The sequence below is a fragment of the Azospirillum brasilense genome (assembly GCF_008365405.1).
Lineage (GTDB): Bacteria > Pseudomonadota > Alphaproteobacteria > Azospirillales > Azospirillaceae > Azospirillum > Azospirillum brasilense_D.
Genome location: NZ_QOKV01000018.1, coordinates 1 through 21,800, shown reverse-complemented (window position 1 = coordinate 21,800; position 21,800 = coordinate 1). Strand labels below are relative to the sequence as shown.

General features: G+C 70.1%; 18 protein-coding genes. 11 read left to right on the top strand and 7 right to left on the bottom strand.

The features are described 5' to 3' along the window. Nucleotides 1-25 precede the first annotated feature (25 nt). Both DS837_RS23135 and DS837_RS23130 read right to left on the bottom strand, forming a co-directional pair. Entirely contained in the window at nt 26-991 is a 966-nt protein-coding gene (locus tag DS837_RS23135; protein ID WP_149166891.1) for an NAD-dependent epimerase/dehydratase family protein, read from the bottom strand. Between the two features lie 4 nt (nt 992-995). Next, nucleotides 996-1,616, bottom strand: a complete 621-nt coding sequence (locus DS837_RS23130) for an ABC transporter substrate-binding protein (protein ID WP_149166890.1) — start codon at nt 1,614-1,616, stop codon at nt 996-998. Nucleotides 1,617-1,784: 168 nt separating this feature from the next. Between DS837_RS23130 and DS837_RS23125 the strand changes: the two genes are divergently transcribed. Then, a complete protein-coding gene (locus DS837_RS23125) occupies nt 1,785-2,912 on the top strand; it encodes a sulfotransferase family protein (RefSeq protein WP_149166889.1) in 1,128 nt (375 codons plus the stop codon). A gap of 13 nt (nt 2,913-2,925) precedes the next feature. Then, nucleotides 2,926-3,957, top strand: a complete 1,032-nt coding sequence (locus DS837_RS23120) for an SMP-30/gluconolactonase/LRE family protein (protein ID WP_247890089.1) — start codon at nt 2,926-2,928, stop codon at nt 3,955-3,957. Here the strand turns inward: DS837_RS23120 and DS837_RS23115 are convergent. Next, nucleotides 3,869-6,556, bottom strand: a complete 2,688-nt coding sequence (locus tag DS837_RS23115; RefSeq protein ID WP_149166888.1) for an MMPL family transporter — start codon at nt 6,554-6,556, stop codon at nt 3,869-3,871. The genes DS837_RS23120 and DS837_RS23115 overlap by 89 nt on opposite strands. 159 nt (nt 6,557-6,715) lie before the next feature. On the opposite strand from DS837_RS23115, the gene shc reads away from it, so the two are divergent. The 3 genes from shc to DS837_RS23100 are packed head-to-tail and all read left to right on the top strand — an operon-like array spanning nt 6,716 to nt 9,762. After that, complete coding sequence (gene shc, locus DS837_RS23110; RefSeq protein ID WP_149166887.1) at nt 6,716-8,659, top strand: squalene--hopene cyclase; 1,944 nt, start codon at nt 6,716-6,718, stop codon at nt 8,657-8,659. Nucleotides 8,660-8,661: 2 nt separating this feature from the next. Continuing rightward, a complete protein-coding gene (locus tag DS837_RS23105) occupies nt 8,662-9,048 on the top strand; it encodes a DUF2141 domain-containing protein (protein ID WP_149166886.1) in 387 nt (128 codons plus the stop codon). Between the two features lie 9 nt (nt 9,049-9,057). Then, nucleotides 9,058-9,762, top strand: a complete 705-nt coding sequence (locus tag DS837_RS23100) for a phosphorylase family protein (RefSeq protein ID WP_149166885.1) — start codon at nt 9,058-9,060, stop codon at nt 9,760-9,762. Here DS837_RS23100 and hpnH read toward each other — a convergent pair. Together hpnH and DS837_RS23090 are read right to left on the bottom strand one after the other, a co-directional pair. After that, nucleotides 9,703-10,830: an adenosyl-hopene transferase HpnH gene (gene hpnH / locus DS837_RS23095; RefSeq protein WP_149166884.1), complete on the bottom strand. Its 1,128-nt coding sequence runs from the start codon at nt 10,828-10,830 to the stop codon at nt 9,703-9,705. The two genes, DS837_RS23100 and hpnH, sit on opposite strands and share 60 nt — an antisense overlap. 255 nt (nt 10,831-11,085) lie before the next feature. Next, entirely contained in the window at nt 11,086-11,712 is a 627-nt protein-coding gene (locus DS837_RS23090; protein ID WP_149166883.1) for a hydrolase, read from the bottom strand. 306 nt (nt 11,713-12,018) lie between these two features. Here DS837_RS23090 and DS837_RS23085 point away from each other — a divergent pair, with 306 nt between their 5' ends. The 5 genes from DS837_RS23085 (at nt 12,019) to DS837_RS23065 (ending at nt 17,088) form a co-directional block, all read left to right on the top strand. Beyond that, nucleotides 12,019-12,453: a response regulator gene (locus tag DS837_RS23085; protein WP_149166882.1), complete on the top strand. Its 435-nt coding sequence runs from the start codon at nt 12,019-12,021 to the stop codon at nt 12,451-12,453. Between the two features lie 144 nt (nt 12,454-12,597). Beyond that, nucleotides 12,598-13,710: a cobalamin B12-binding domain-containing protein gene (locus DS837_RS23080; RefSeq protein WP_149166881.1), complete on the top strand. Its 1,113-nt coding sequence runs from the start codon at nt 12,598-12,600 to the stop codon at nt 13,708-13,710. 24 nt (nt 13,711-13,734) lie between these two features. Continuing rightward, nucleotides 13,735-14,931: a sensor histidine kinase gene (locus DS837_RS23075; RefSeq protein ID WP_149166880.1), complete on the top strand. Its 1,197-nt coding sequence runs from the start codon at nt 13,735-13,737 to the stop codon at nt 14,929-14,931. Nucleotides 14,932-15,064: 133 nt separating this feature from the next. Further along, nucleotides 15,065-15,757 (top strand): exopolysaccharide biosynthesis protein, encoded by a 693-nt coding sequence (locus DS837_RS23070; protein ID WP_149166879.1) that lies wholly within the window; start codon nt 15,065-15,067, stop codon nt 15,755-15,757. Nucleotides 15,758-15,783: 26 nt separating this feature from the next. Next, complete coding sequence (locus DS837_RS23065) at nt 15,784-17,088, top strand: hemolysin family protein (protein ID WP_149166878.1); 1,305 nt, start codon at nt 15,784-15,786, stop codon at nt 17,086-17,088. 22 nt (nt 17,089-17,110) lie between these two features. Here DS837_RS23065 and rodA read toward each other — a convergent pair whose 3' ends face one another. Then, nucleotides 17,111-18,283, bottom strand: a complete 1,173-nt coding sequence (rodA, locus tag DS837_RS23060) for a rod shape-determining protein RodA (protein ID WP_149166877.1) — start codon at nt 18,281-18,283, stop codon at nt 17,111-17,113. A gap of 138 nt (nt 18,284-18,421) precedes the next feature. After that, complete coding sequence (locus DS837_RS23055; protein ID WP_149166876.1) at nt 18,422-21,025, bottom strand: TIGR02302 family protein; 2,604 nt, start codon at nt 21,023-21,025, stop codon at nt 18,422-18,424. A 298-nt stretch (nt 21,026-21,323) separates the two neighbouring features. On the opposite strand from DS837_RS23055, the gene DS837_RS23050 reads away from it, so the two are divergent. Beyond that, nucleotides 21,324-21,800, top strand: a 477-nt coding sequence (locus DS837_RS23050) for a hypothetical protein (RefSeq protein WP_211102394.1), incomplete at its 3' end; no start/stop codon positions are given.

Sequence of the window (21,800 nt, the reverse complement as noted above, 5' to 3'; positions counted from 1 at the left end):
CCGTGGGAAGGGTGGGGGCAAGCCGCTATTCCAACGCCGCCCTCAAACTCGCCTCCAGCGGCCTGACCGTGTAGCCCAGCTCCCGCATCGCCTTGCCGCTGTCGAAGCCGGCACCGCCCAGCGCCAGCCGGACGCCCGTCACCGATGCGGTGGGTGGGCGGCGCGTCACATGGTCCGACAGCCATTCCTCCACCCGTGCGGCCGCCAACGCCAAAGCCGGCGGCACGGGATGGCGGCGAAGCGGCACCCTGCCGCACAGCCGGTCGATCCGCCCCGCCAGATCGCCCAACCCGATGTCCTCTCCCCCCAGAATGTAGCGCTCCCCCAACCGCCCGCGCTCCGCCGCCAGGATCATCCCCTGCGCCACGTCGCGCACGTCCACGAGGTTCAGCACGCAATCGAGGATCAGCCGCGGCCCGCCGCGCCGGAACAGGCGCAGCATGGCGTTCGGCGGGGTGGGCAGCCGGTCGCCGGGGCCGATGGGCGCCGTCGGGTTCACCACCACCACCGGCAGCCCTTGCGCCGCCGCGGCCAGCGCGTCCTTCTCGGCCAGATACTTGGACCGGCAGTAGGGGCCGGCCAGCGCCTCCAGCCCCGGATCGGCGCGCTCGTCTAGCCGGCGGGGCGGCGGGTGGCCGATCATCACGGCCTCGGTCGAGCAATGGACGAAACGCCGCAATCCCGGCGCCCGCGCCGCCGCGTCAAGAACCACCCGCGTGCCCTGCCGGTTCACCCGGTCGAAGACGGTCGGGTCACGGTCCCACAGCGTGGCGACGGCGGCGAGGTGATGGACCCGCGCCACCCCCTCCAGCGCGCCGGCCATCGCCGACTCGTCGAGGATGGAGCCTTGCCGGAACTCCACGCCCGGCGGCAGGCCGTCCGGCGGCTCCTGAAGGTCGAGGATGCGCACCCGCTCGCCCCGCGCCGCCAGCGCCGCCACCAGATGCCCGCCGATGAAGCCGCTGCCCCCGGTGACGAGGGTGATGCCCATGCGCCTACGCCCCGCCGAGGATGCGGTCGGCGTTGCTGTTCAGGTCACGGGTCAGGGCGGCCAGCCCGCCGCCGCGCAGCGTGCTCTGGAACTCCGAGCGCTGGGTGGCGAGCTGGCTGACCGTGCCCTTCGCCAGCACGTCGAGGATGCGCCAGCGGTCGCCTTCCGGACGCAGCAGGTAGCTCAGCCGCACCGGCGCCTTGCCCGCGCGCACCAGATCGGTGTCGACCAGCAGCATCCCGCGCGGGGCCGGCCGCTCGCCGACGATGTCGAGCCGCTGGCCGTCGTAGCTGTCGAAACGGTCGACATACTGGGCGGCGCTGCGCCGGGCGAAGGCGTCCAGCGCCTGCCGCTTCTCCGGCTCGGCGGACTGGTCGAAATAGGGGGCGGCGGCGACCCGCAGAGCGGCCTCCAGATCGAAGGTGTCCAGCATCACCGGCAGGAAGCGCTGAAGCCGCGCCCGCGCCGGCTCCCGTCCCGCCGCCCCTTGCATCAGGGACAGGATGGCCTCGTTCAGCCGGGCCACCGTGGCGCGGGCGCCCGGCGTGGTGCCGGCTTGCTGGGCCACGGCGGGAACCGGCAGCAGGCCGGCCGCCAGGACGGCCAGCGCGAGCGCGGCGCGCATCCATGTCCGGCGTGAGAAAGAACCAATCATCGCGGCGTTCCCATGCTCCTGCATTGGTCGTGGAAATCTGCCCGTTCGGGGCAGGCGGATTCAACCGTCCGTGTGGGATGTAACAGCGTCCGGGCCGGTCTATCCTCCTGCGCGATGCTGTCGAAGGGAGGTGTCCGGATGGGTGGACCGGCGAAAAGGGCAAGCGGCTGGGCACCGATCCCGGACCATCCGCTGTATGGCTGCGACGCCATCACCCTGCTGACCGTGCTGGCGCGCAACGGCGGGCCGCGGGGGCGCGGCTGGCCGACGGCGCTGGCGGCGTTGGGCTCGGCCCTCGGGCGCGCGCCCTTCTCGTTGGCGGAGGCCGGGTGGGTGGCGGCGCGGCGCCGGAAGACCGCCGGACTGCCGCCGCCGGTTTTCATCCTCGGCCATTGGCGCAGCGGCACCACCCACCTCTACAACGTGCTGAGCCGTGACCCGCAATTCGGCATCATCGACCCCTTCGCGGTCGGCCTGCCCTGGGACATGCTCGGGCTGGGCTCGGTCCTGCGGCCGCTGCTCGCCCGCGCCCTGCCGGAGCGGCGCTACATCGACAACGTGCCGGTCAAGGCCGACAGCCCGCAGGAGGACGAGATCGCGCTGGCGAACATGTCGCCGATCTCCTTCTACCATGGCCTCTATTTTCCGGAACGGTTCGACGAGAACCTGCGGCGCGGCCTGTATTTCGACGGTTGCACGGCGGCGGAGCGGGAGGCCTGGAAGCGCCGCTTCCTCTATTTCCTGGAGAAGGTGTCGATCGCCCAGGGCGGGCGCTGCATCCTGCTGAAGAACCCGGTCTACAGCGCGCGGGTCGCCATGATGCGGGAGATCTGGCCCGACGCGCGCTTCATCCACATCCACCGCGACCCGCGGGCGGTGTTCGTGTCCACGGTGGGCTTCTACCGGACGCTGCTGGCGCGGCTGGCGCTCCAGCCGCACGGGCACATCGACGTCGAGCGGGTTGTGCTGGACCACTATCCACGCATCATGCAGGCGCTGCTCGACGACACGGCGGACCTGCCGGCGAACCGCTTCGCCGAGGTGCCGTTCGAGCGCTTTGAGCGCGCGCCGCTGGAGGAGGTGGAGCGGCTGTACCAAACGCTGGAGTTGCCGGGTTACGCGGCGGCGCGGCCGAAGTTCGAGGCGTATCTGGGGGCGGTGAGCAATTACGCGAAGAACCGCCACCGCCTGTCCGACGAGGGGCGGGAGCGGGTGGACCGCGAATGGGCGCCCTTCGTCGCGCGCTGGGGGGCCGGTGTGGCGTGAGGGGCGTGAGGCGTTGCAAAGTCTTGCCCCCAGCTTGCTTCTCCTCGCCCTCCTCACCCACCCCGCCCACGCCGACTGCCGCACCGTCTCCGTCACCGCGAACGGCCTCCCCGTCACCGGCATTGAGGACATGGCGCTCGACGCCGCGCGCAATCAGGCGGTGCTGTCCGCCTACGACCGCCGGGCCGGAACCATGGGCGGGCTCTATCTGCTGAACTTGCGATCCCTCGACGCACCGGCCGTCGCCGCCATCCCTCTCGCCACCGGCCTGCGCCCGGCGGGCATCGATCTGCGCGTGGAACCGGACGGCGCGCGCTCCCTGCTCGCCATCAGCCGCCAGGAGGACGGATCGGCCACGGTCGAGCGCTACCGCCTGGACGGCGCCACCCTAACCCACCAAGACACCACCGCCGGTCCATTGCTCTGTCGGGCCAACGACGTCGCTTTCCTCAATGGTGAGCGTTTCCTGTTCACCAGCAGCCACGGCGGCTGCGGCTGGGGCGCGGTGATCCAGGACAACGTCCTCGGCGGGCGCCACGGCTTCGTCGGTCTGGTGGAAAACGACCACGCCCGCGTCCTGGTCGACGGGATCGGCTTCGCCAACGGCCTGCTTCCCGACCCCAGCCATGACCGCCTGACCGTCGCCGCCACGCGGGAGGAGGCGCTGCTCGTCTACCCCCTGTCCGACCCGCAGGCCCCGCCGCGGCGCATCGCCGTGCCCGGTGGGCCGGACAACCTGACGATGGCCCCGGACGGCCGCCTGCTGGTGGCCCTGCATCCCTCGCCGGTCCGGCTGGCGCTGCACCGTTACGGCTGGCCGGGCGGGGCGGCGGCACCGACCCGCGTCGCGGCGGTCGGCCCTGCCGGAACGGAGATCCTGCTGGACGAGGACGGGCGGCGCTTTTCCGCCGCCACGGTCGCCCTGTCCTGGAACGGGCGGCTGATCGTCGGGTCGGTCACCGCGCCGGGACTGCTGGTCTGCGGCGAAGTCGCCAGCGGTGCCACAGGATCATCAGCGCCGGCAGGACCACCAGCGACGAGATGATCGTGTAGGTGATCGACACCGCCAGCAGCACCCCCATGCTGGACAGGCCGCGGTGGCTGGACAGCGCCAGCGTGGCGAAGGCGGTGCTGGTGGTCAGCGTGCTGACCAGGACGGCGCGCGGCGTGCTGGTCACCAGCAGCTCGATGCCGAAATCGCTGTCCGACGCCCCTTCCCGCACCAGATCCTGCCCGCGCGAGACCATGTGGATGCTGCTCGACACGCCGAGCGCGAACAGCAGCGGGATGACGATCACGTTGGCGAAGTTGAAGGGGATGTCCAGCAGACCGGCGGTCGCCATCGTCCACAGGGCGGCCAGGACCAGCGGCGCCAGGATCAGCACCATCCCGGTCACCGAGCGCTGCACGGCGACCAGCAGCAGCACCATCATCACCAGCGTCAGCGCTGTCGCCTCCAGGAAGGAGGAGCCGACGACCCGTGCCGCCTCCGTCACCGTGACCGGGGCGCCGGTGGCGTTGGGTGCCACGGCCAGCACCGCGTCGGCGAAATCGGCCATTTCGCGGCTGTCGGAAATGTCGTGGGTGGGCAGCACCTCGACGCGGGCGCGCCCGTCCGCGGCGATCCAGCGGGCCTTCAAGCTGTCCGGGACGTCGTCGGCGGTGACCGGCTGCTCCACCGCCATGCCCTCGCGCAGCCGGTCGAGCAGCGGCGGCACGCCCCCGGTCAGCGCGGCGTCGAGCGTGGCGAGCTGCCCCGGCTGGATGCGGGCCAGCGCGCCGTCGAGGCGCTGCACGGCGGCGCGCAACTCGGGCGGTCCGTCGCGCTTGTCCGTCCGATAACCCTCCAGAACCGTCTTCAGCGTGGTGAAGGCGCGCTCCAGCCCGCCCTGGTCCAGCGCGGCCGAGGTGGCTGGCGCGGTGAGGCTGGGGCCGAGCAGCAGCGACATGTCCGCCAGGATCGGCAGCTTGGCCTCCTGGTCCTTGGGGATGAAGCTGGCGAAGGTTCGCACGCCGCCCGATTCCGGCAGGGGGCGCAGCCGGTCGGCCAGAGCCTGCGCCGCCGCGAGGTCCGGTGTCAGGACGTTGACGGAATAGGGAGAGGTGCGCGGGGTGACGGCCAGATCGCGGTAGGTGGCGACGGCCTCCGTCCGCTCGTCCTGCAGGTTCAGCGGGTTGACGTCCAGCCGCACCAGGGGCAGCGCCGCCATGGACAGGATGACGCTGGCTCCGGCCAGGGCGAGGATGGCACGGTGGTGACGGGTGACCCAGCCGGCGAAGCCGCGGTCCTCGCGCTCCGGCGCGGGGACGCCGGGGCCGGGACGCAGCAGGACGATCAGGGCGGGCAGAAGGGTCAGGCTGATGAGCAGGGCCACCACCATGCCGACGGCGGAGATGATGCCGAACTCCGCCAGCCCCAGATAGGCGGTCGGGACGAAGGACAGGAAGCCGATGATGGCGCACAGGGTGCTGAGCACCAGCGCCGGCCCGACCGCCCGCACCGCCTCGATGGCGGCGGCCAGCGGCGGCAGGCCGCGGCGAAGCTCCTCCTGGTAGCGCAGGCCGAGATGCCCGCCGTAATCGTCGCCCAGCCCGAAGAACATCACCGCGCAGGTGACGGAAATCAGGTTCAGCCGCCCCACGGTCAACGCCGCCGCACCCGCGCTCAACGTCAGGCCGAGCAGCAGGACCACCATGATGCAGGCGATCAGCCGCCCCGACCGCATCCCGGCGATCAGGACCGCCGAGACCAGGATGAAGGACAGGATGGTGGCGAGGCCGGCGCTGTTGGCGACGGTGTCCAGTTCCGTCTGGCGCAGCGGCACGGCGCCGGTGACCCGCATCTCGACCCCCTGGCCGACCGGCTCCGCCGTCACCGCATCGATGGCATCGTGCACTGCGGTAACGGCGGGGCGCCCGCGCCCGAAGGAGCTGTTGTCCAGAATGGGCCGGGCCAGGACGAAGCGGCGGTTGGCCGCCCGGTCCTCCTCCTCCGCGGCCTGCACCAGCCCGGTCCAGGACAGCGGCACCGGATGCCCGTCCGCCACCGTCGCGGCGCTGACCGCCAGCCGGTTCAGCAATTCGGCGGGGGTGGCCGGCGCGCCCTCGTCCGCGTGGGTGAGGATCAGGTCCAGCAGATCGGCCAGCCCCTGAAGGTTCGGCGCGGCGTTCAGCGCGCCCAGCGCCGCCTGCGCGCCGGCCAGCCGGGTGGCGAGATCCTGCAATTTTTCCGTGTTGAGAAAAAGCAGGCCGTACCGGCGGAAGTACGGATCGGCGGAGGGCACCTCCACCGCCGACAGCACGTCGCTGCGGGTGGACATGCGCTCCGCCAGACGTACGGCGGCGGCGTCCGACTGGTCGGGGGACGGGCTGTCCACCACCACGACGATCTGGTCGTCGGCGAAGGGGAAGGCCTGCCGGTACTCTTCCGTGTGCTGGCGGAAAGCGGTGTCCGGCGCGATCATGTCCGACGTGCTGGTGCTCATCGTCAGGTTTTCGGCGGAATACCAGCCGGCCAGGACGGACAACAGCACCCCGACCGCCAGCGTCACCCGCGGCCTTCGGCAGGACAGGGCGCCCAGGCCCCCGATCATGGCGCGGCCGAGGTCCGCCATCCGGTCCAGGACACCTTGCCTTTCTGTCACGCTGTACGTCTCCCTTGGAAGTGTACGCAGTCTGCCAGGACAACCTTTGGCACCCAACGTACGCTACTGTATGTTACTTCCAACTAGGGAGCGAAGCGCGGCACCTCATTACCCTGATACCTCCACCATGGGGAACACCGGGGCAAAGCGGGAGCGCCGATGCAAGACCACAACGCAAGCACAACCTTGCGGGTCCAACGGGCCGAGCCGTCGGCCAAGGCCGTGGCCAAGGCCGTGAGCGACGCCGTGGCCGAGGCCACGGACGCCCTGATCCGCCGCCAGCAGGCCGACGGCCATTGGGTGTTCGAACTGGAGGCCGACGCCACCATCCCGTCCGAATATCTGCTGCTGCACCACATCCTGGACGAGATCGATCCGGAGCTGGAAGCCGGCCTTGCGGCCTTCATCCGCGGGCGGCAGGGCAAGGACGGCGGTTGGCCGCTGTTCTTCGGCGGCGCCATGGACATCAGTTGCAGCGTGAAGGCCTATTTCGCGCTGAAGGCCGCCGGCGACAGCCCCGACGCGCCGCACATGCGCCGCGCCCGCGAGGCGATCCTGGCGCGCGGCGGGGCGGCGCGCTGCAACGTCTTCACCCGCATCCTGCTGGCCCAGTTCGGGCAAATTCCCTGGCGGGCGGTGCCAGCGATGCCGGTGGAGGTGATGAACCTGCCGCCCTGGTCGCCCTTCCACATCTCCCGCATCTCCTACTGGTCGCGGACGGTGGTGGTGCCGCTGCTGGTCGTCATGGCGCACCGGCTGCGCGCCCGCAACCCGCGCGGCATCGGCATCGCGGAGCTGTTCACCGAACCGCCGGAAGAGGTGCGCAACTGGCACAGCAACAACAGCCGCGGCGGCTGGGCCACGCTGTTCCGGGCGCTCGACGCGGCGCTGCACGCGGTGGAGCCGCGCCTGCCCGCCAACGGGCGCCAGACGGCCATCGACCGCGCCGTGCGCTTCGTGACGGAGCGGTTGAACGGGGAGGACGGGCTGGGCGCCATCTTCCCGGCGATGGTCAACGCCGTGCTGATGTTCCACTGCCTGGGCATGCCGCCCGACCATCCCGACGCGGCGACGGCGCGCCGCGCGCTGCGCGGGCTGGTGGTGCGCCAGCCGGGGCGGGTCTATTGCCAGCCCTGCCTGTCGCCGGTCTGGGACACCGCGATCATCTGCAACGCCCTGCTGGAGACCGGAAGTCCGCGGGCCCGCGCCGCGGCGCGGCGCGGGGCGGACTGGCTGATCGACCGCCAGATCCTCGATGTCGAGGGCGATTGGGCGTGGCAGCGGCCGGGGCTGGCCTCGGGCGGCTGGGCCTTTCAGTACAACAACGCCCATTACCCCGACACCGACGACACCGCCATGGTGGTGATGGCCCTGCAACGGCTGGACACCGAACGCTATGGCGAACCGATCCGCCGCGCGCGGGACTGGATCGTCGGCATGCAGAGCCGCAACGGCGGCTGGGGCGCTTTCGACGCCGAGAACCAGCACGATTTCCTCAACCACATCCCCTTCGCCGACCACGGTGCCTTGCTCGACCCGCCGACCTCCGACGTGACGGCCCGCTGCGTCATGATGCTGGCCCGGCTGGGCGAGGGACGCGACACCGTGCCGACCCGCCGCGGCCTGACGTTCCTGGAGCGCGAACAGGAGAGCGACGGCGCCTGGTTCGGGCGCTGGGGCACCAACTACGTCTACGGCACCTGGTCGGCGCTGGAGGCGCTGAACGCCGCCGGGGTGCCGCACGCCGCACCGGCGGTGCAGCGCGCCGCCCAGTGGCTGCTGGCGCACCAGCGCGCGGACGGCGGCTGGGGCGAGGACGGGGCCAGCTACTGGGACGGCAACCCGCGTGGCGAGGGGCCGGTCTCCACCGCGTCGCAGACCGCCTGGGCGCTGCTCGGGCTGATGGCGGCGGGCAAGGGCAACCATCCGGCGGTGGACCGCGGCGTCGAGTATCTGCTGTCGGCCCGTGACGCCGAAGGGCTGTGGAGCGAGGAGCCCTTCACCGCCGTGGGCTTCCCGCGCGTCTTTTACCTGAAGTACCACGGCTACGCGGCGAGCTTCCCGCTGTGGGCGCTGGCCCGCTACCGGGCCTTGAGAGTGTGAGGGTGGCGGCGCTTCTTGCCGCGGTTCTGACCGTGACCGTTCAGGGCGTGCGCAACGGCGACGGGCAGATCGTCCTCGCCGTCTGCGAGGAGGCGGCCTATCCGGCGGGGCGTTGCGCCTTCCGGGTCACCGCCCCGGCGGCGGAGGGTTCGGTGCGCGTCGCCGTGCCCGACGTGCCGCCGGGGATCTACGCGTTGCGCGTCTACCACGACGAGAACGGCAACAGGCAGTTGGACCGCAACCTTCTCGGCTTGCCGTGGGAGGGCTTCGGCTTCGGCAATGACGCCCCGGTGTCCCTGGCGCCGCCGAACTTCCGCGACGCCGCGGTAACGGTGGGGGAGAATGGCGTGGAAACGGCTTTGACTCTGCGTTACTGGATTTCGCCTTAGGGAGGCGTGATGGCCGCCGCGATCCTCACCGGCATGGCGCTTGAAGCCCGTCTGGCCCGGCGCAGCGGGCTGCCCGTCGCCTGCGCCACGGGGGGCGCCGCCGCCGCGGTGGCGGCGCATCGGTTGCTGGAGAGCGGGGCTTGCGGGGTCGTCAGCTTCGGCATCGCGGGCGGCTTGGCGCCCGACCTGAGGCCCGGTTCACTGGTTCTGGCGACAGCCGTCGTCGATGAGGACGGCGCTGTCTTCGAGGTTTGCCAGTCCTGGTGGGATCGCCTGCACGGCGCCTTGCCGCAGGCGCGCTCCGCGTTGGTGGCCGGCGCCCGCATGCCCGCGGCGACGGTCGGGGACAAGGCGCGGCTGAGGGCGCTGACCGGCGCCGCGGCGGTCGATCTGGAGAGCCTTGCCGTCGCGCGGGCCTGTCAAGCCTGGGGGCGGCCCTTCGCCGTGCTGCGCGCGGTCGCCGACCCGGCGTGGCGGGCACTGCCCGCGGCGGCGTTGGCCGGGCTGGATGGATCCGGGCGCATCGCCCCCGGCGCCGTGCTGGCACGGCTGATCGCCGACCCCCGCGACGTCGTCGCGCTGGGCCGGCTGGCCTGGGACCTGGGCCGCGCCCTGGCATCACTGCGCGGGGCCACCCAAGCCATTCCGGCGAATTCACTCGGCGGCGGTCCGTTCGGCCTCGATCCGGCGGAGCGTGTCCGCGACGTGGCGTGAGAAGACCTCCTCCGCCGGGCGCTGACGGTCCAGCGGGATCTCCGGCGCCATCGGTCCCTCCGTGCGCGGCCCGCGCAGGCTGACCGCCAGCGCCGACAGGGGATTGCGCAGCGTGTCCTCCACCGCGGTCGGCTCATAGCCGCTGTGGACCATGCAGTCGGCGCATTTCTCGTAATTGCCGGTGCCGTAGGCGTCCCAGTCCGTTTCCTCCATCAGCGCCTTGAAGGTCGGGGCGTAGCCCTCGCCCAGCAGGTAGCAGGGGCGCTGCCAACCGAAGACGTTGCGCGTCGGGTTGCCCCATGGCGAGCAGCGGTAGCTGCGGTTGCCAGCCAGGAAGTCCAGGAACAGGGACGATTGCGAGAAGCGCCATTTGCGGCCCCGCCCCCGCGCGAAGACGTCGCGGAACAGCTCCTTGGTCTTGCGGCGGTTCAGGAAATGCTCCTGGTCCGGGGCGCGCTCGTAGGCGTAGCCGGGCGACACGGTGACGGCGTCGATGCCGGCGGCCATGGCCTCGTCGAAGAAGGCGGCGACCTTCTCCGGCTCCGCCCCGTCGAACAGGGTGCAGTTGATGTTGACGCGGAAGCCGCGCGCCTTGGCGGCGCGGATCGCCGCGACGGCGCGGTCGTAGACGCCCGGCTGGCAGACCGCCTTGTCATGCTCCTCCCGCCCACCGTCGAGATGGACCGACCAGGTGAAGAAGGGGCTGGGGGTGAAGCGGTCGAGTCGCTTCTCCATCAGCAGGGCGTTGGTGCAGAGATAGACGAACTTGCGCCGCGCCACGATGCCGGCGGCGATGGTGTGGATCTCGGGGTGCAGCAGCGGCTCGCCCCCGGCGATGGAAACCACCGGGGCGCCGCATTCGTCCACCGCCTCCAGGGCTTCCTCCACCGACAGGCGACGGCGCAGGATCGGGTCGGGATAGTCGATCTTGCCGCAGCCGGCGCAGGCGAGGTTGCAGCGGAACAGCGGCTCCATCATCAGCACCAGCGGGAAGCGCCGGTTGCCCTTGAACCGCTGGCGCAGCACATAGGCGCCGACCAGCGCCGCCTGGATCGCGGGAACGGCCATGGCTACGCCTCTCCCGGACCGTGGTGGATCGCCGTCTGATCAATCGCCGTCATGCGCCTGTCCCCGAAATTGCGTCCCGCTCCAGTTTGGAGCGTCCGGAAGCGCAGGGCAGGTAGGTTACTGTATGATACTTGCCGGACTCCGTTGCGATCCGGCGGCGCAACCGTACCCGTACGCCCCGTACTGATGACCGGAAGATCGATGAGACGTACGGGGACGCGTACGATCCCATCGGCGCGGGTTTCGGCTTGAAGGCTAAGGCTGTGGCGTCGTGCGCTTGCTCCGCGCGGCTTTGGCGGGTTTGGCCTTGTGGGATTTGACCATGTGGGGCTGAGCAAGGTGTTTTAATTCCTCGTAGCGGCTCAGAAAGAGCGCGTAGGCCCGGTCCGGACCGACCGGGACGATCCTGTCCGGGTGGGGAGGCGGCAGATGCCCCCAATCCAGCCAGGCGGGGGGCAAGAGGTCGCGCAGTTCCGTCGCCATGCAGACGAGGTCGGCCTGCTTGATGGCTGGCGCCTCGTCATCGAAGCCGAACCAGCGGCGGAGCGCGTCCTTGACCGGATGAAGCCGCTGTTTGACGTAGTCGCGGTCCAGCATCACCTTGACCGGCGACGGCCAGTCGCCGAGGAACTCCTCGCAGTCGTGCATCAGCGCCGAGTAGGCCAGGGGCGGCGGCACCAGACGCGACACCATCACCGAATGCTCGGCGACCGAATACCAGGGCCGGGCGGCGCCGCCCCAGCGCGGCTGGGAGGACAGGCATTGGGCGATGTCCTCGATGGGCATATCCGTGGCGTCCGGCGTCAGCAGATCGAGGACGAAGCCGGACGGCATCAGGATGGCGGTGCGTCCGTCCGGCCTTTTGAGAAGATCGAGTTGCATGGTTTGATGACTGTTCCAAAACCGCGGGCCGGGTGCGGGGCCGCTTCCAAGGGCTTGCCCCAGCCGTCGACCCCACCCAGTGGCCTGATCGTTGGCCGGAACGGGTTTAGCAGATCGCGGATGGTGCGGACAACGCACCCCGGCGGAGGGCCACCATCGACCGCAACGGTCCGCCGCGCATCCGTCCCTAAAGTTGCAAGAATTACGAATTTTGCATCATTTACAGACTTTTCCGGTCGCCGGCGGGGATGTAACGTATGCCTGCATTTTTCCAATGCAACGACACGGATAAGGGTGGCCGCGCCGATGCTGAACGAACCTGCGAAGGATGGGGTGCTGAACCGCAGCATCAATGATCTGCGCGTCCTGCTGATCGAAGACGACGATTTCACCCGCCGGCTGATGAGCCGCCTGCTGCAGGATTTGAAGGTCCGCCAGGTGTGGGAAGCGTCGGATGGCGTGTCGGCGCTGGCCATCCTGCGCGATCACCCGGAAAAGGTGGACCTCGCCATCTGCGACCTGGAAATGCCGCGGATGAGCGGGCTGGACCTGCTGCACGCCCTGCGGACGGCCACGGGCAATCCGCTGGCCGATCTTCCGGTGATCGTGCTGACCGCCCACCGCGAGGCGGACACCGTCAAGCGGGCCATCGCCTACGGCATCTCCGGCTATCTGGTGAAGCCGGTGTCGAAGGCCGACCTCGTGAAGAGGCTGACCTTCGTCCTTCAGAAAGGCCGCTGAGAGAGCTTTCCCAATCATAACGAGTGGTCGGACGGAAACCGAGTTATTCGGCGCAGTAATTATTTGGCGCAGTCAGGCGTTGCGGGAACGGATGGGAGGGGACACCTTCCTTCCGAAGACCCATCTGAGCGGAGACGCCGTGCCATGCCGGGGACCGTCCGGCCCATCCCAGCTCCGCTGCGGATCGCCTCGAATCCCATCGTGGACCGCCGCGAGGAGTTGGCGCGCGCCGTCGTCGCCATCCAGTTCGAGCGCTGGCCGGCGCTCTATGCCCGCTACGGCGAGGCCGGCCGGGAGCGGTGCGTCGAGGATGTCGGCTTCCACCTTCTGTATCTGGCGGAGGCGGTGGCGAGCGACAGCCCGGCGCTGTTCCGCGAGTATGTGGCCTGGGTCAAGATCCTCTTCGCCGGAATCGGCATTCCGGACGAGGAGCTGGGTGAAAGCCTGGAGATCCTCCGCGACGTGGTGGCCGCCCGGGTCGATCCCGCCACGGCGACGCGCACGCACGCCTGCGTGGGGGAGGGGCTGTCGGCGCTGCCCGGCCTGCCGCGGGAGGCGCCTCCCTTCGTCCGGCCGGACGCGCCGCTCGGCGCGCTCGCGCGCTCCTATATGGACGCGCTGCTGGCCGGTGACCGGCGCCGGGCGGCGGCGCTGGTGACGGAGGCCACGGCCATCGGGGCGACGGTGCCGGACCTTTACCTGCATGTGTTCCAACCGGCCCTGCGCGAGATCGGGCGGCTGTGGCAGACCCGGGCGATCACCGTGGCGCACGAGCATTTCGCCACCGCCGCCACCCAGGCGATCATGGGCCAGCTCTACCCGACGATCTTCGCCGCCGAGCGGCGCGGCCTGTCCATGGTCGCCACCTGCGTCAGCGGGGAGCAGCACGAAATCGGCATCCGCATGGTCGCCGACTTCTTCGAGATGGCCGGCTGGGACAGCCATTATCTCGGCGCCAACACGCCCGCGACCAGCATCATCCACGCGCTGCGGGAGCGGAACGCCCAGGTTCTGGCGGTGTCGGCCACCATCACTGCCCATGTCGGGCGGGTCGCCGCCCTCATCGCCGCGGTGCGCGCCGCGCCATGGGAGCGGCCGCCGCAGGTGCTGGTCGGCGGCTACCCCTTCAACCTCGTTCCGGATTTGTGGCGGACGGTCGGCGCCGATGCCTTCGCCCCCGGCGCGCAGGAGGCCGTCGCCATCGCGGAGCGGCTGATCGGTCCCGCAGCCCCGGACCGCGCCGCCGGTGTTGCCTGATGAGCGTGGCGTGAAGGAGGGGACATGGACGGGCTGGTCCTGACCTGCGACCACGACGGGCGGCTGCGCGCCTTGCACCGGTTGGGCGCCGGACTGCCGGGATTGACGGGAAAGCCCGGCACGCCCTTTCCGGCCTTGTTCGGCCCGGACGCGGTGGCGGGCGCGCTGGATCTGTTCAGCGGCCTGCGGAAGTCGGGCCGGACGCTCGACCATCCCGTGCCCAGCCGACTCGACCCCGGCGGGGTGCTCCATGTCAGCGGGCTCAGCGACGCGGAGGGCATGGTGTTGGCCGTGGCGCGGGCTCCCGGCGGGCTCCCGGCCTTGATGGACGCGCTGGACGCGCTCAATCCGCGGCTGGCCCGGCGCCTCGCCCCCCTCGGGTCGGCGGTTGCGAAGCCGGATCTTCCCAGCGCGGATGCGCTGTTCGACGAGATGACCCTTCTCAACAACGACCTCGCCAACGCCCAGCGGGCGCTCGCCAAGGCCAACGCCGAACTGGCCGCCAGCAACGAGCAGAAGAACCGGCTGATGGGCATGCTGGCCCACGATCTGCGCACGCCGCTTCAGGTCGTCGCCGGCTTCGCGGAGTTGTTGGTGCAGCGGTTGGACGGGCGGCTGGATGCGACGGAGCGCGCCTGCCTGGAGCGCATCCGGGAAACCAGCCTGTCCATGCGCCACATGGTGGAGGATGCGCTGTCCCTGGCGGCGCTTCAGGCGGGGCGGCTGCGGCTGGCGCGGCGACCATCCGATCTGGCGGCGCTGGTGAGTCGGAACGTCTCGATGAACCGCGTGTTGGCCGAGGGCAAATCCATCACCATCGAGCTGTCCGTGCCCGAACATCCGTTGCCCTTGGCCGACATCGACCCGGCCAAGCTGGACCAGCTTCTCAACAACCTTCTGTCGAACGCCATCAAATACTCCGACCGTGGCGGGCGAGTCGGCGTCGCCCTGGGCGAGGCCCCGAGCGAAGGCGGCGGCTGGGCGCGCATCCGCGTGTCCGACGACGGGCGGGGCATTCCTCCGGCCGAGCTGGCGCAGCTGTTCCAGCCCTTCACCCGCACCGGCCGGCTGGGCACGGAAGGGGAAGGGACGGTCGGCCTCGGCCTGTACATCTGCCGGTCCATCGCGGAGGGGCATGGCGGCCGCATCACCGCCGATTCGGCGCCGGGGCGCGGCTCGACCTTCACCGTGGAGCTGCCATTGGTGGCATCATCCCCTTGAGAAACGGCACATTCCACGGATGGGCTGGCGCGTCGGCCGTCGATGCTGTAAAAGGACCCCCTACGATGTTGCGACGCGAAAGGTCCATGGGTTTACCCTTCCGCCGTTTCGGGCGGCCTCCGTGGGGAGCGCCGTGAGCGACGGCCGACCTCCCGACACGTCCCCGGACCGTCAGGCTCCGGAGGGCGTTGACCGCGGCGATGCCGCGCCCACCGGCTTCCCGCCGGTGAACCCCGCTTCGGCGGTGCTGGACGATTTCCTGAACCACGACCATGGCGCGCGGATCGCGCTGGGTGACCTCGTGGGAATTCTGGGCGACCGCGCCTTCGGCGCCCTGCTTCTGATCCTGTCCATTCCGAACATCCTGCCGGTGCCGGGCCTGTCCACGGCGACGGGCCTGCCGATGCTGCTGATCGGCGCCCAGATCGCCGCCGGGCGCGACCGCCCCTGGCTGCCGCGCCGGCTGGCCGCCCTCACGCTCGACCGGGACGCCTTTTTGCGGGTGATCGCGAAGGCGAAGCCGCACGTCGACCGGCTGGAGCGGCATCTGCGCCCACGCTTTCCGGCGATGACCGCCCCCACGGCGGAACGGCTGCTCGGCGTGGCCGTGATGATCCTGGCCGGAATCCTGGCCCTCCCCATCGTCTTCGGCAACCAGCCCCCGGCGCTGGCCATCGCGCTGATCGCGCTGGGGCTGATCGAGAAGGATGGGGCCTTCGTCGTCGCCGGCCTGATCGCCGGGCTGATCGCCATCCTCATCGTCGCCGCCATCCTGTTCGGTTTCGGGCAGGCCGGCATTCTGATCTTCGACAAACTGTCTTCATAAAAGGGAGCGCCCGCGGGCTCGACGCCATGATTTGGGAAGTACTGGTCATCATATTGCTGATCCTGCTGAACGCCTTTTTCGCGATGTCGGAAATGGCGCTGGTGTCGTCGCGACGCGCGCGGCTTCAGCAGATGGCCGAGGAAACACGCAGCAAGGGCGCCCGCGCCGCGCTGAAACTGTCGGAGGACCCCGGCAATTTCCTCTCCACCGTGCAGGTCGGCATCACGCTGATCGGCATCATCGCCGGTGCCTACGGCGGTGCGACCCTGGCCGACCGGCTGGGCACGGTCCTCGACGCCAACGTCGCCTGGATCGCCCCCTACGGGCAGCAGGTCGGCTTCGCGCTGGTCGTCGCCGCGATCACCTACCTGTCGCTGATCGTCGGCGAGCTGGTGCCCAAGCGCATGGCGCTGGTGAACGCGGAGCGCATCGCCGCCGGCGTGGCCGGCCCGATGAGCGTCCTGTCGCGCGTCGCCATGCCACTGGTCTGGCTGCTTGGCGTCTCGACCGAGGGCTTGATGAAGCTGCTGCGCTTGCCCACCGCGCGCGAGCAGACCGTCACCGAGGAGGAGGTCAAGAGCCTCATCAAGGAGGGCACCCAGACCGGCGTCTTCGAGCCCGCCGAGCGGCAGATGATCGAGGGCGTGTTCCGGCTGTCCGACCGCACCGCGCGGTCGATCATGACGCCGCGCCCGGATCTCGTGTGGATCGACCTCGACGACCCGCCCGACGCCATCGCCAAGGAGATCCAGGCCAGCGGCTATTCCCGCTTCCTGGTCTGCCGCGGCGACGTGGACGAGGTGCAGGGCATCGTGTCCAGCAAGGCGCTGCTCAACCAGGCGCTCCAGGGACGCAGCTTCGACCTGCGCGAGGCCATGGTGGAGCCGCTGATCGTCCATGACGGCACCCCCGTCCTGCGGCTTCTGGAGCTGTTCAAGCAGGCCAGCATCCATATGGCCGTGGTGGTGGACGAGTATGGCAGCGTCGAGGGCATCGCCACCGTCACCGACATCATGGAGGCCATCGCCGGCGAGATGCCCGAGCAGGGGCAGGAAGGCGACGGCTTCGCGGTCCAGCGCGAGGACGGCTCCTGGCTGGTGGATGGCATGACCCCGGTGGAGGAGGTGGAGTCGCTGGTCGGCGTGAAGGGCTTGAAGGGCGAGGGCGACTATCACACCATCGCCGGCTTCATGCTCGACCGGTTGGGCCATGTGCCCACCGCCGCGGAGCATTTCCACTGGAACGGCCTGCGGTTCGAGGTCGTCGACATGGACGGCCGGCGCATCGACAAGGTGATGATCCAGGAGAACGGCGAGGTTTCGGAGGGCTGAGGAAGCGCTCCGAAGAGCGGTATCACAACTCGGTGATGCCGCTCTTCGGGATACGGACCTCGCGGTGGACCGACATGCTGAGCAGCAAACCCACGCCGATCATCAGCGTCATCATCGCCGACCCGCCGTAGGACACCAGCGGCAGCGGGATGCCCACCACCGGAATCAGGCCGGTGACCATCGACACGTTGACCATCACGTAGAGGAAGAATTGCGCGGTCATGCCGACCGCCACCAGCCGGGCGAACTGGCTGCGGCAGCTCAGCGCGATGACCACGCCGTAGATGAACAGCATCAGGTACAGCGCCAGCAGGATCAGCGCGCCGACCATGCCGAACTCTTCCGCCAGCACCACGAAGATGAAGTCGGTGTGCTTCTCCGGCAGGAACATCAATTGGCTCTGCGAGCCGGACATGAAGCCCTTGCCGAACAGGCCGCCCGATCCCAGGGCGATCTTCGACTGGAGGATGTTGTAGCCGGCGCCGAGCGGGTCGGTCTCCGGATCGAGGAAGGTGTAGACGCGCTGCTTTTGGTAATCGTGCAGGAATTCCCAGGCGACGGGAATCACCGCCAGCCCCCCGCCGATGACCAACAGGAACTTCCAGATCCGCACACCCGCGGCGAAGAAGACGGCTCCGCTGCCCATGATCAGCAAGAGCGAGGTGCCCAAATTCGGCTGCATCAGCACCAGGGCCACCGGGATGAAGACCAGAAGCAAGGGCGGGATCAGCAGCAGCGGGCGGCCGATCTGGTCCAGCGAGATGCCGTGGAAGTAGCGGGCCAGCGCCAGGGTCAGCGCCGGCTTCATCAGCTCCGACGGTTGGAGCTGGAAGAATCCCAGGTCGATCCAGCGCTGGGCGCCCATGCCGATGCGGCCCATCAGTTCCACGGCCACCAGCAGGCAGAGCACGATCAGGAAGATGGCGTAGGCCGACTTCATGAGATGCCGCACGTCGACCAGCGCGATCATCAGCATCAGGACGAGGCCGGGGATGGCGCGCACGAGCTGCGGCTGCGCCCAGGGTCTCCAGTTGCCGCCGGCGGCCGAGTAGAGAAGGGCCACCCCGACCGACGTGATGATGCAGACCAGGAGCACCAGCCCCCAGTTGATCATGCGGAACTTGCTGCCGAGCGTCAGTTCCGGGCGCTGCGGGGCAAGCCCGCCCGACCCGTGGTTCGAAAGGACCGCGACCATGAGGAAACGTTCGTTGTGTCCGGGGGCGTCCGTGCCGGAAGGGCAAGCGGCGGCGCCTTGCGCGGCGGATACTGCACCAGCGCCGCCCTCCGGTAAAGCCGCCCGGTCCCCCGGCCTTAAAACTGCTTCAGCAGACGGTCAGAACTGCTTCAGCAGCCGGTCGATGTACTCGCGCTCCATCTGCGGGCGGCCGTACTGGCCGGAGCGGCGGCGCAGCTCGTCGAGGATTTCGCGGGCGCGCTGGAGTTCGGCTTCCTCGGGGATCTTCACGTCCTCGTTGTCGTAGTTGCCGAAGCCGGAGGGGCGGCGGCCCAGCGGGTCGCGGTTGCGCCCCTGGCCCTGGCGCTGCTGCGCCTGACCGGGCTGCTGCCCGCTCATCGCCGGACCCTGCTGGCCCATCATCTGCTGCATCATCTGCTCGGCCATCGCCTGCATGCCCTGCTGAAGCTCGTCCATCGCCTGGGTTTGCGGCGGCACGGCGGAGCCGGGCTGCCCCTGCTGGAGCGCTTGGCCCGCATCGCGCATCGCCCGTTCGGCGCGGCCCAGCGGGCGGGGAATCTCGCCGCCCTGCTGTTCGCCCATGCGGCGCATCAGCTCGCCGAGCTGGCGGCGCAGCGCCTCCTGCTGTTCGGCCTGTTGCTGCATCAGCGGGCTGCCGGACGGACCCTGCTGCCCTTGCTGCCCCTGTTGCGGCCGGCCCTGGCGGTTGCGCGGTCCCTGCTGCTGGCCCTGCTGCCCGTCCTGCCGGCCCATCTGCTCCTGCGACTGGCGGAAGGTCTGGTCGAGCAGCTGCTGCTGCCGCTGCGTCAGCTCCTGAAGCTCGCGCATCATCTGCGCCGTCTCGTTCTGGCCCTGCTGCTGCATCTGGGCCATGGCGCCGCTGCGCATGTTCTCCATCATCTGCTGGAGCTGGGACAGCATCTGCCGCGCCGCGTCGCGGGCGCCGGTCTCGGCCATCTGCCGCATCTGCTCCATCATGCGCTGAAGGTCCTGGCGGTCCATCATCTGGTCGGCCATTTCCGGCGGCACCATAGGGATTTGCTCGCCGCGCTCCAGCGCCTCGCGCATCTGCTGCTCCATGGCGTCGAGGAACTTGTCAAGCGCCGCCTGAAGCTCGTCCATCAGCCTCTTCAGCTCCTGGTCGTCGGCGCCGCGTTCCAGCGCCTCGGCAAGACGGCTCTCGGCGTCGCGCAGGTCGCGCTCGGCCAGCGACAGGCCGCCGTCCTCGATGCGCAGCGCGGTTTCCCACAGAAGCTGCTGGACGGCGGGGACGGAGGCCGCTTCCTCGTCGAGCAGCAGGCGGTTCACCGCGGTGCGCATCGCCAGGAAGGCCACCAGATCGCCGCCGAACTGGCTGGGTCTGGACGAGATATCGGCGAGCGCGCGCGCCACCTCGATGCGGAGCTGCTGGGGTCGCAGGGTCAGCTTCTTGCGCTCCTCCACGATGGCGCGGGCGACCGGGTGGTTGAAGACGCGCTCCGGCAGGACCATCGCCACGTCCTCCGTGCTGCCGGTCTGGCCGGCGCCGTCGAGGGCGGTCAGGCGGAGGGTGACGTTCAGCCCGGCCCAGGGATGGGCGGTCAGGTCGTGGAAGCCGGCGTTGCGCGCCTCGCGCGGGCGGACCCCGGGCAGGGCCAGCGGCAGCTCCAGCGGGCTGCGGTCGAGCGCCGGGGCCTCGCCCTCCGGCAGGGCCAGCCGCACGACGGCCTTGGCCTCGGCGAGCCCGTAGTCGTCCTGCGCGGTGTAGTCCAGCCGCAGCGCGCCGCGCTCCCCCTTGGCCGGGGGACTGGCGTAGGCGATGGTCGGCGGGTTGTCCGGGATGATCCGCACGTTCCAGCCGCCCAACACGCTGGACCCCTGGGTCACGGCGATGCGGGTGCCGTCTTCGATCGGCTGCTGAATCTGGAAGGTCGCGGAGTCCACCGCTTCGAAAGCGGTGGTCCTGCTGCCGGCTTCAAGCGACGGGGTGCCGCCACCGCCGCTGACGCGGGCCAGCACGAGGCTGCCCTTGGGGACCGGCACGGGGTCGGCGAGGCTCGGCGTGTGGGCGGGGTTGGCCGATTTCAGGAAGACCGGCGGCAGGCCGGTGTATTCCGGCGGCGTCACCCAGAGGTCGAGCGTCGCGACCGTCGCCGTCGCCGGTCCACCGAAATGCGGGGTGATGGCGGCGACAAGACGCGGCTTCCAGTCACCCCAGGTCGCGCCGCCGGCGGCGACCAGCACCAGCGCCACCAGCGCGCGCAGGGCGTAGCGGTCCTGGGCGGCAAGGCCGTCGGACAGCGGCATGGCGACGCGCAGCCGTCGCATGGCGGCGCGCACCCGCTCCTGGTGCAGGCGCCACAGCTCCGCCGCGACGGGGTCGTTGCCGGCGGGCGTGTCGCGCAGTGCGTGGAGGGGGCGGTGGGGCAGGCCGCTGTCGCGCTCCAGCCGGCGGCGGGCGGCATTCTCGTCCGGCAGGCGGAAGGCGCGCAGCCCGCGCCACCCCGTCCAGCCGATGGCGGCGACGAAGAGCAGCAGGACCAGGGCGTGCAGCCAGCCCGGCAACAGCAGGAAGACGTTCAGCAGGGCCAGCGCGAGGAAGGCCCCGGCGATGGTGATGGGCGCCCAGAGCGCCGGCCACAGCCGTTCCCAGAGCAGGGCGGCGCGGGCCTGCCCCATGCGGAGGCGGGGTTCCCGTGGCGCGGGCGCGGGTGGTGCCTCCTTGCGCAGGGGGAACCGGAACCCGTCCTTGCTGTCGCTCATGCCGCTCTCCCGTCAGGTCAGGCACCGGGCGGGAGGAGAAACCGCCGCCGGAACATCGTCAGGATATAGGCTCGGCCGCGCCGTCTGTCGCGGTCCGGCATGCCGGTTCGTTACCGAAACATCGGGCCATGTCCAAAATATGGCGGGGTCCAAAATATGGCGGGCCGATGGAAGGCACAGGGTGCGGCGCCCCTCTTATCTCAGGGCCGTCCGAATTCACGGCGATGGACGGTGGGTCGTTCTCCAGAAGGCGAGGCGCATCGCGCCCGTCCAACGGAATCCGATCAGGAGCGGCCCCATGCCAAGCCCCAAGACCTTCTCGACCGCGAACGCCACCGGGGAGCGATACACGCTCGACCCCGCCAAGCCCGGACATGTCCTTGTCTATCGGTTCGCCGACAAGGCGAAAGCGACCGATTGGAGGTCGCGCCGTCGGAACACCGTCGGCGGCGGCTTCGCCAAACCCAGCGATTCGGTGTTGAACGATTGGGCGCTCAAGCAAAGCTCGTACGGCAGCCAGTCGGAGAACGCGAACGACAACCCCTTCCTGTCCGTCGCCACGGATTACGAAGCCCTCTATGGCCGGGCCGAGGGGTGGGTGAAGAAGATCCTCGAGACGGCGCCCGATCTGGGGGTTTTCTCGGTGCCTGGTCGTGTCCCGAAGCGTGGTGTAGCTGTGGGGAAGCGGCCCGCCGCAGCGCCTTCCCATGGCTGGCGTAGGCGGGCCGGTTATCCACAGCGGGGCGGTCATCGCGGTTCTTCGATAGAGTCTGGT

Bases quoted from the DNA above. Each gene is read 5' to 3' on its own strand.
- DS837_RS23090 (WP_149166883.1), bottom strand. From the start codon at position 11,712: ATGCAACTCGATCTTCTCAAAAGGCCGGACGGACGCACCGCCATCCTG.
- rodA (WP_149166877.1), bottom strand. From the start codon at position 18,283: ATGGTCGCGGTCCTTTCGAACCACGGGTCGGGCGGGCTTGCCCCGCAG.
- DS837_RS23065 (WP_149166878.1), top strand. From the start codon at position 15,784: ATGATTTGGGAAGTACTGGTCATCATATTGCTGATCCTGCTGAACGCC.
- DS837_RS23135 (WP_149166891.1), bottom strand. From the start codon at position 991: ATGGGCATCACCCTCGTCACCGGGGGCAGCGGCTTCATCGGCGGGCAT.
- DS837_RS23100 (WP_149166885.1), top strand. From the start codon at position 9,058: ATGGCCGCCGCGATCCTCACCGGCATGGCGCTTGAAGCCCGTCTGGCC.
- DS837_RS23085 (WP_149166882.1), top strand. From the start codon at position 12,019: ATGCTGAACGAACCTGCGAAGGATGGGGTGCTGAACCGCAGCATCAAT.
- DS837_RS23055 (WP_149166876.1), bottom strand. From the start codon at position 21,025: ATGAGCGACAGCAAGGACGGGTTCCGGTTCCCCCTGCGCAAGGAGGCA.
- hpnH (WP_149166884.1), bottom strand. From the start codon at position 10,830: ATGGCCGTTCCCGCGATCCAGGCGGCGCTGGTCGGCGCCTATGTGCTG.
- DS837_RS23125 (WP_149166889.1), top strand. From the start codon at position 1,785: ATGGGTGGACCGGCGAAAAGGGCAAGCGGCTGGGCACCGATCCCGGAC.
- DS837_RS23130 (WP_149166890.1), bottom strand. From the start codon at position 1,616: ATGCGCGCCGCGCTCGCGCTGGCCGTCCTGGCGGCCGGCCTGCTGCCG.
- shc (WP_149166887.1), top strand. From the start codon at position 6,716: ATGCAAGACCACAACGCAAGCACAACCTTGCGGGTCCAACGGGCCGAG.
- DS837_RS23075 (WP_149166880.1), top strand. From the start codon at position 13,735: ATGGACGGGCTGGTCCTGACCTGCGACCACGACGGGCGGCTGCGCGCC.
- DS837_RS23080 (WP_149166881.1), top strand. From the start codon at position 12,598: ATGCCGGGGACCGTCCGGCCCATCCCAGCTCCGCTGCGGATCGCCTCG.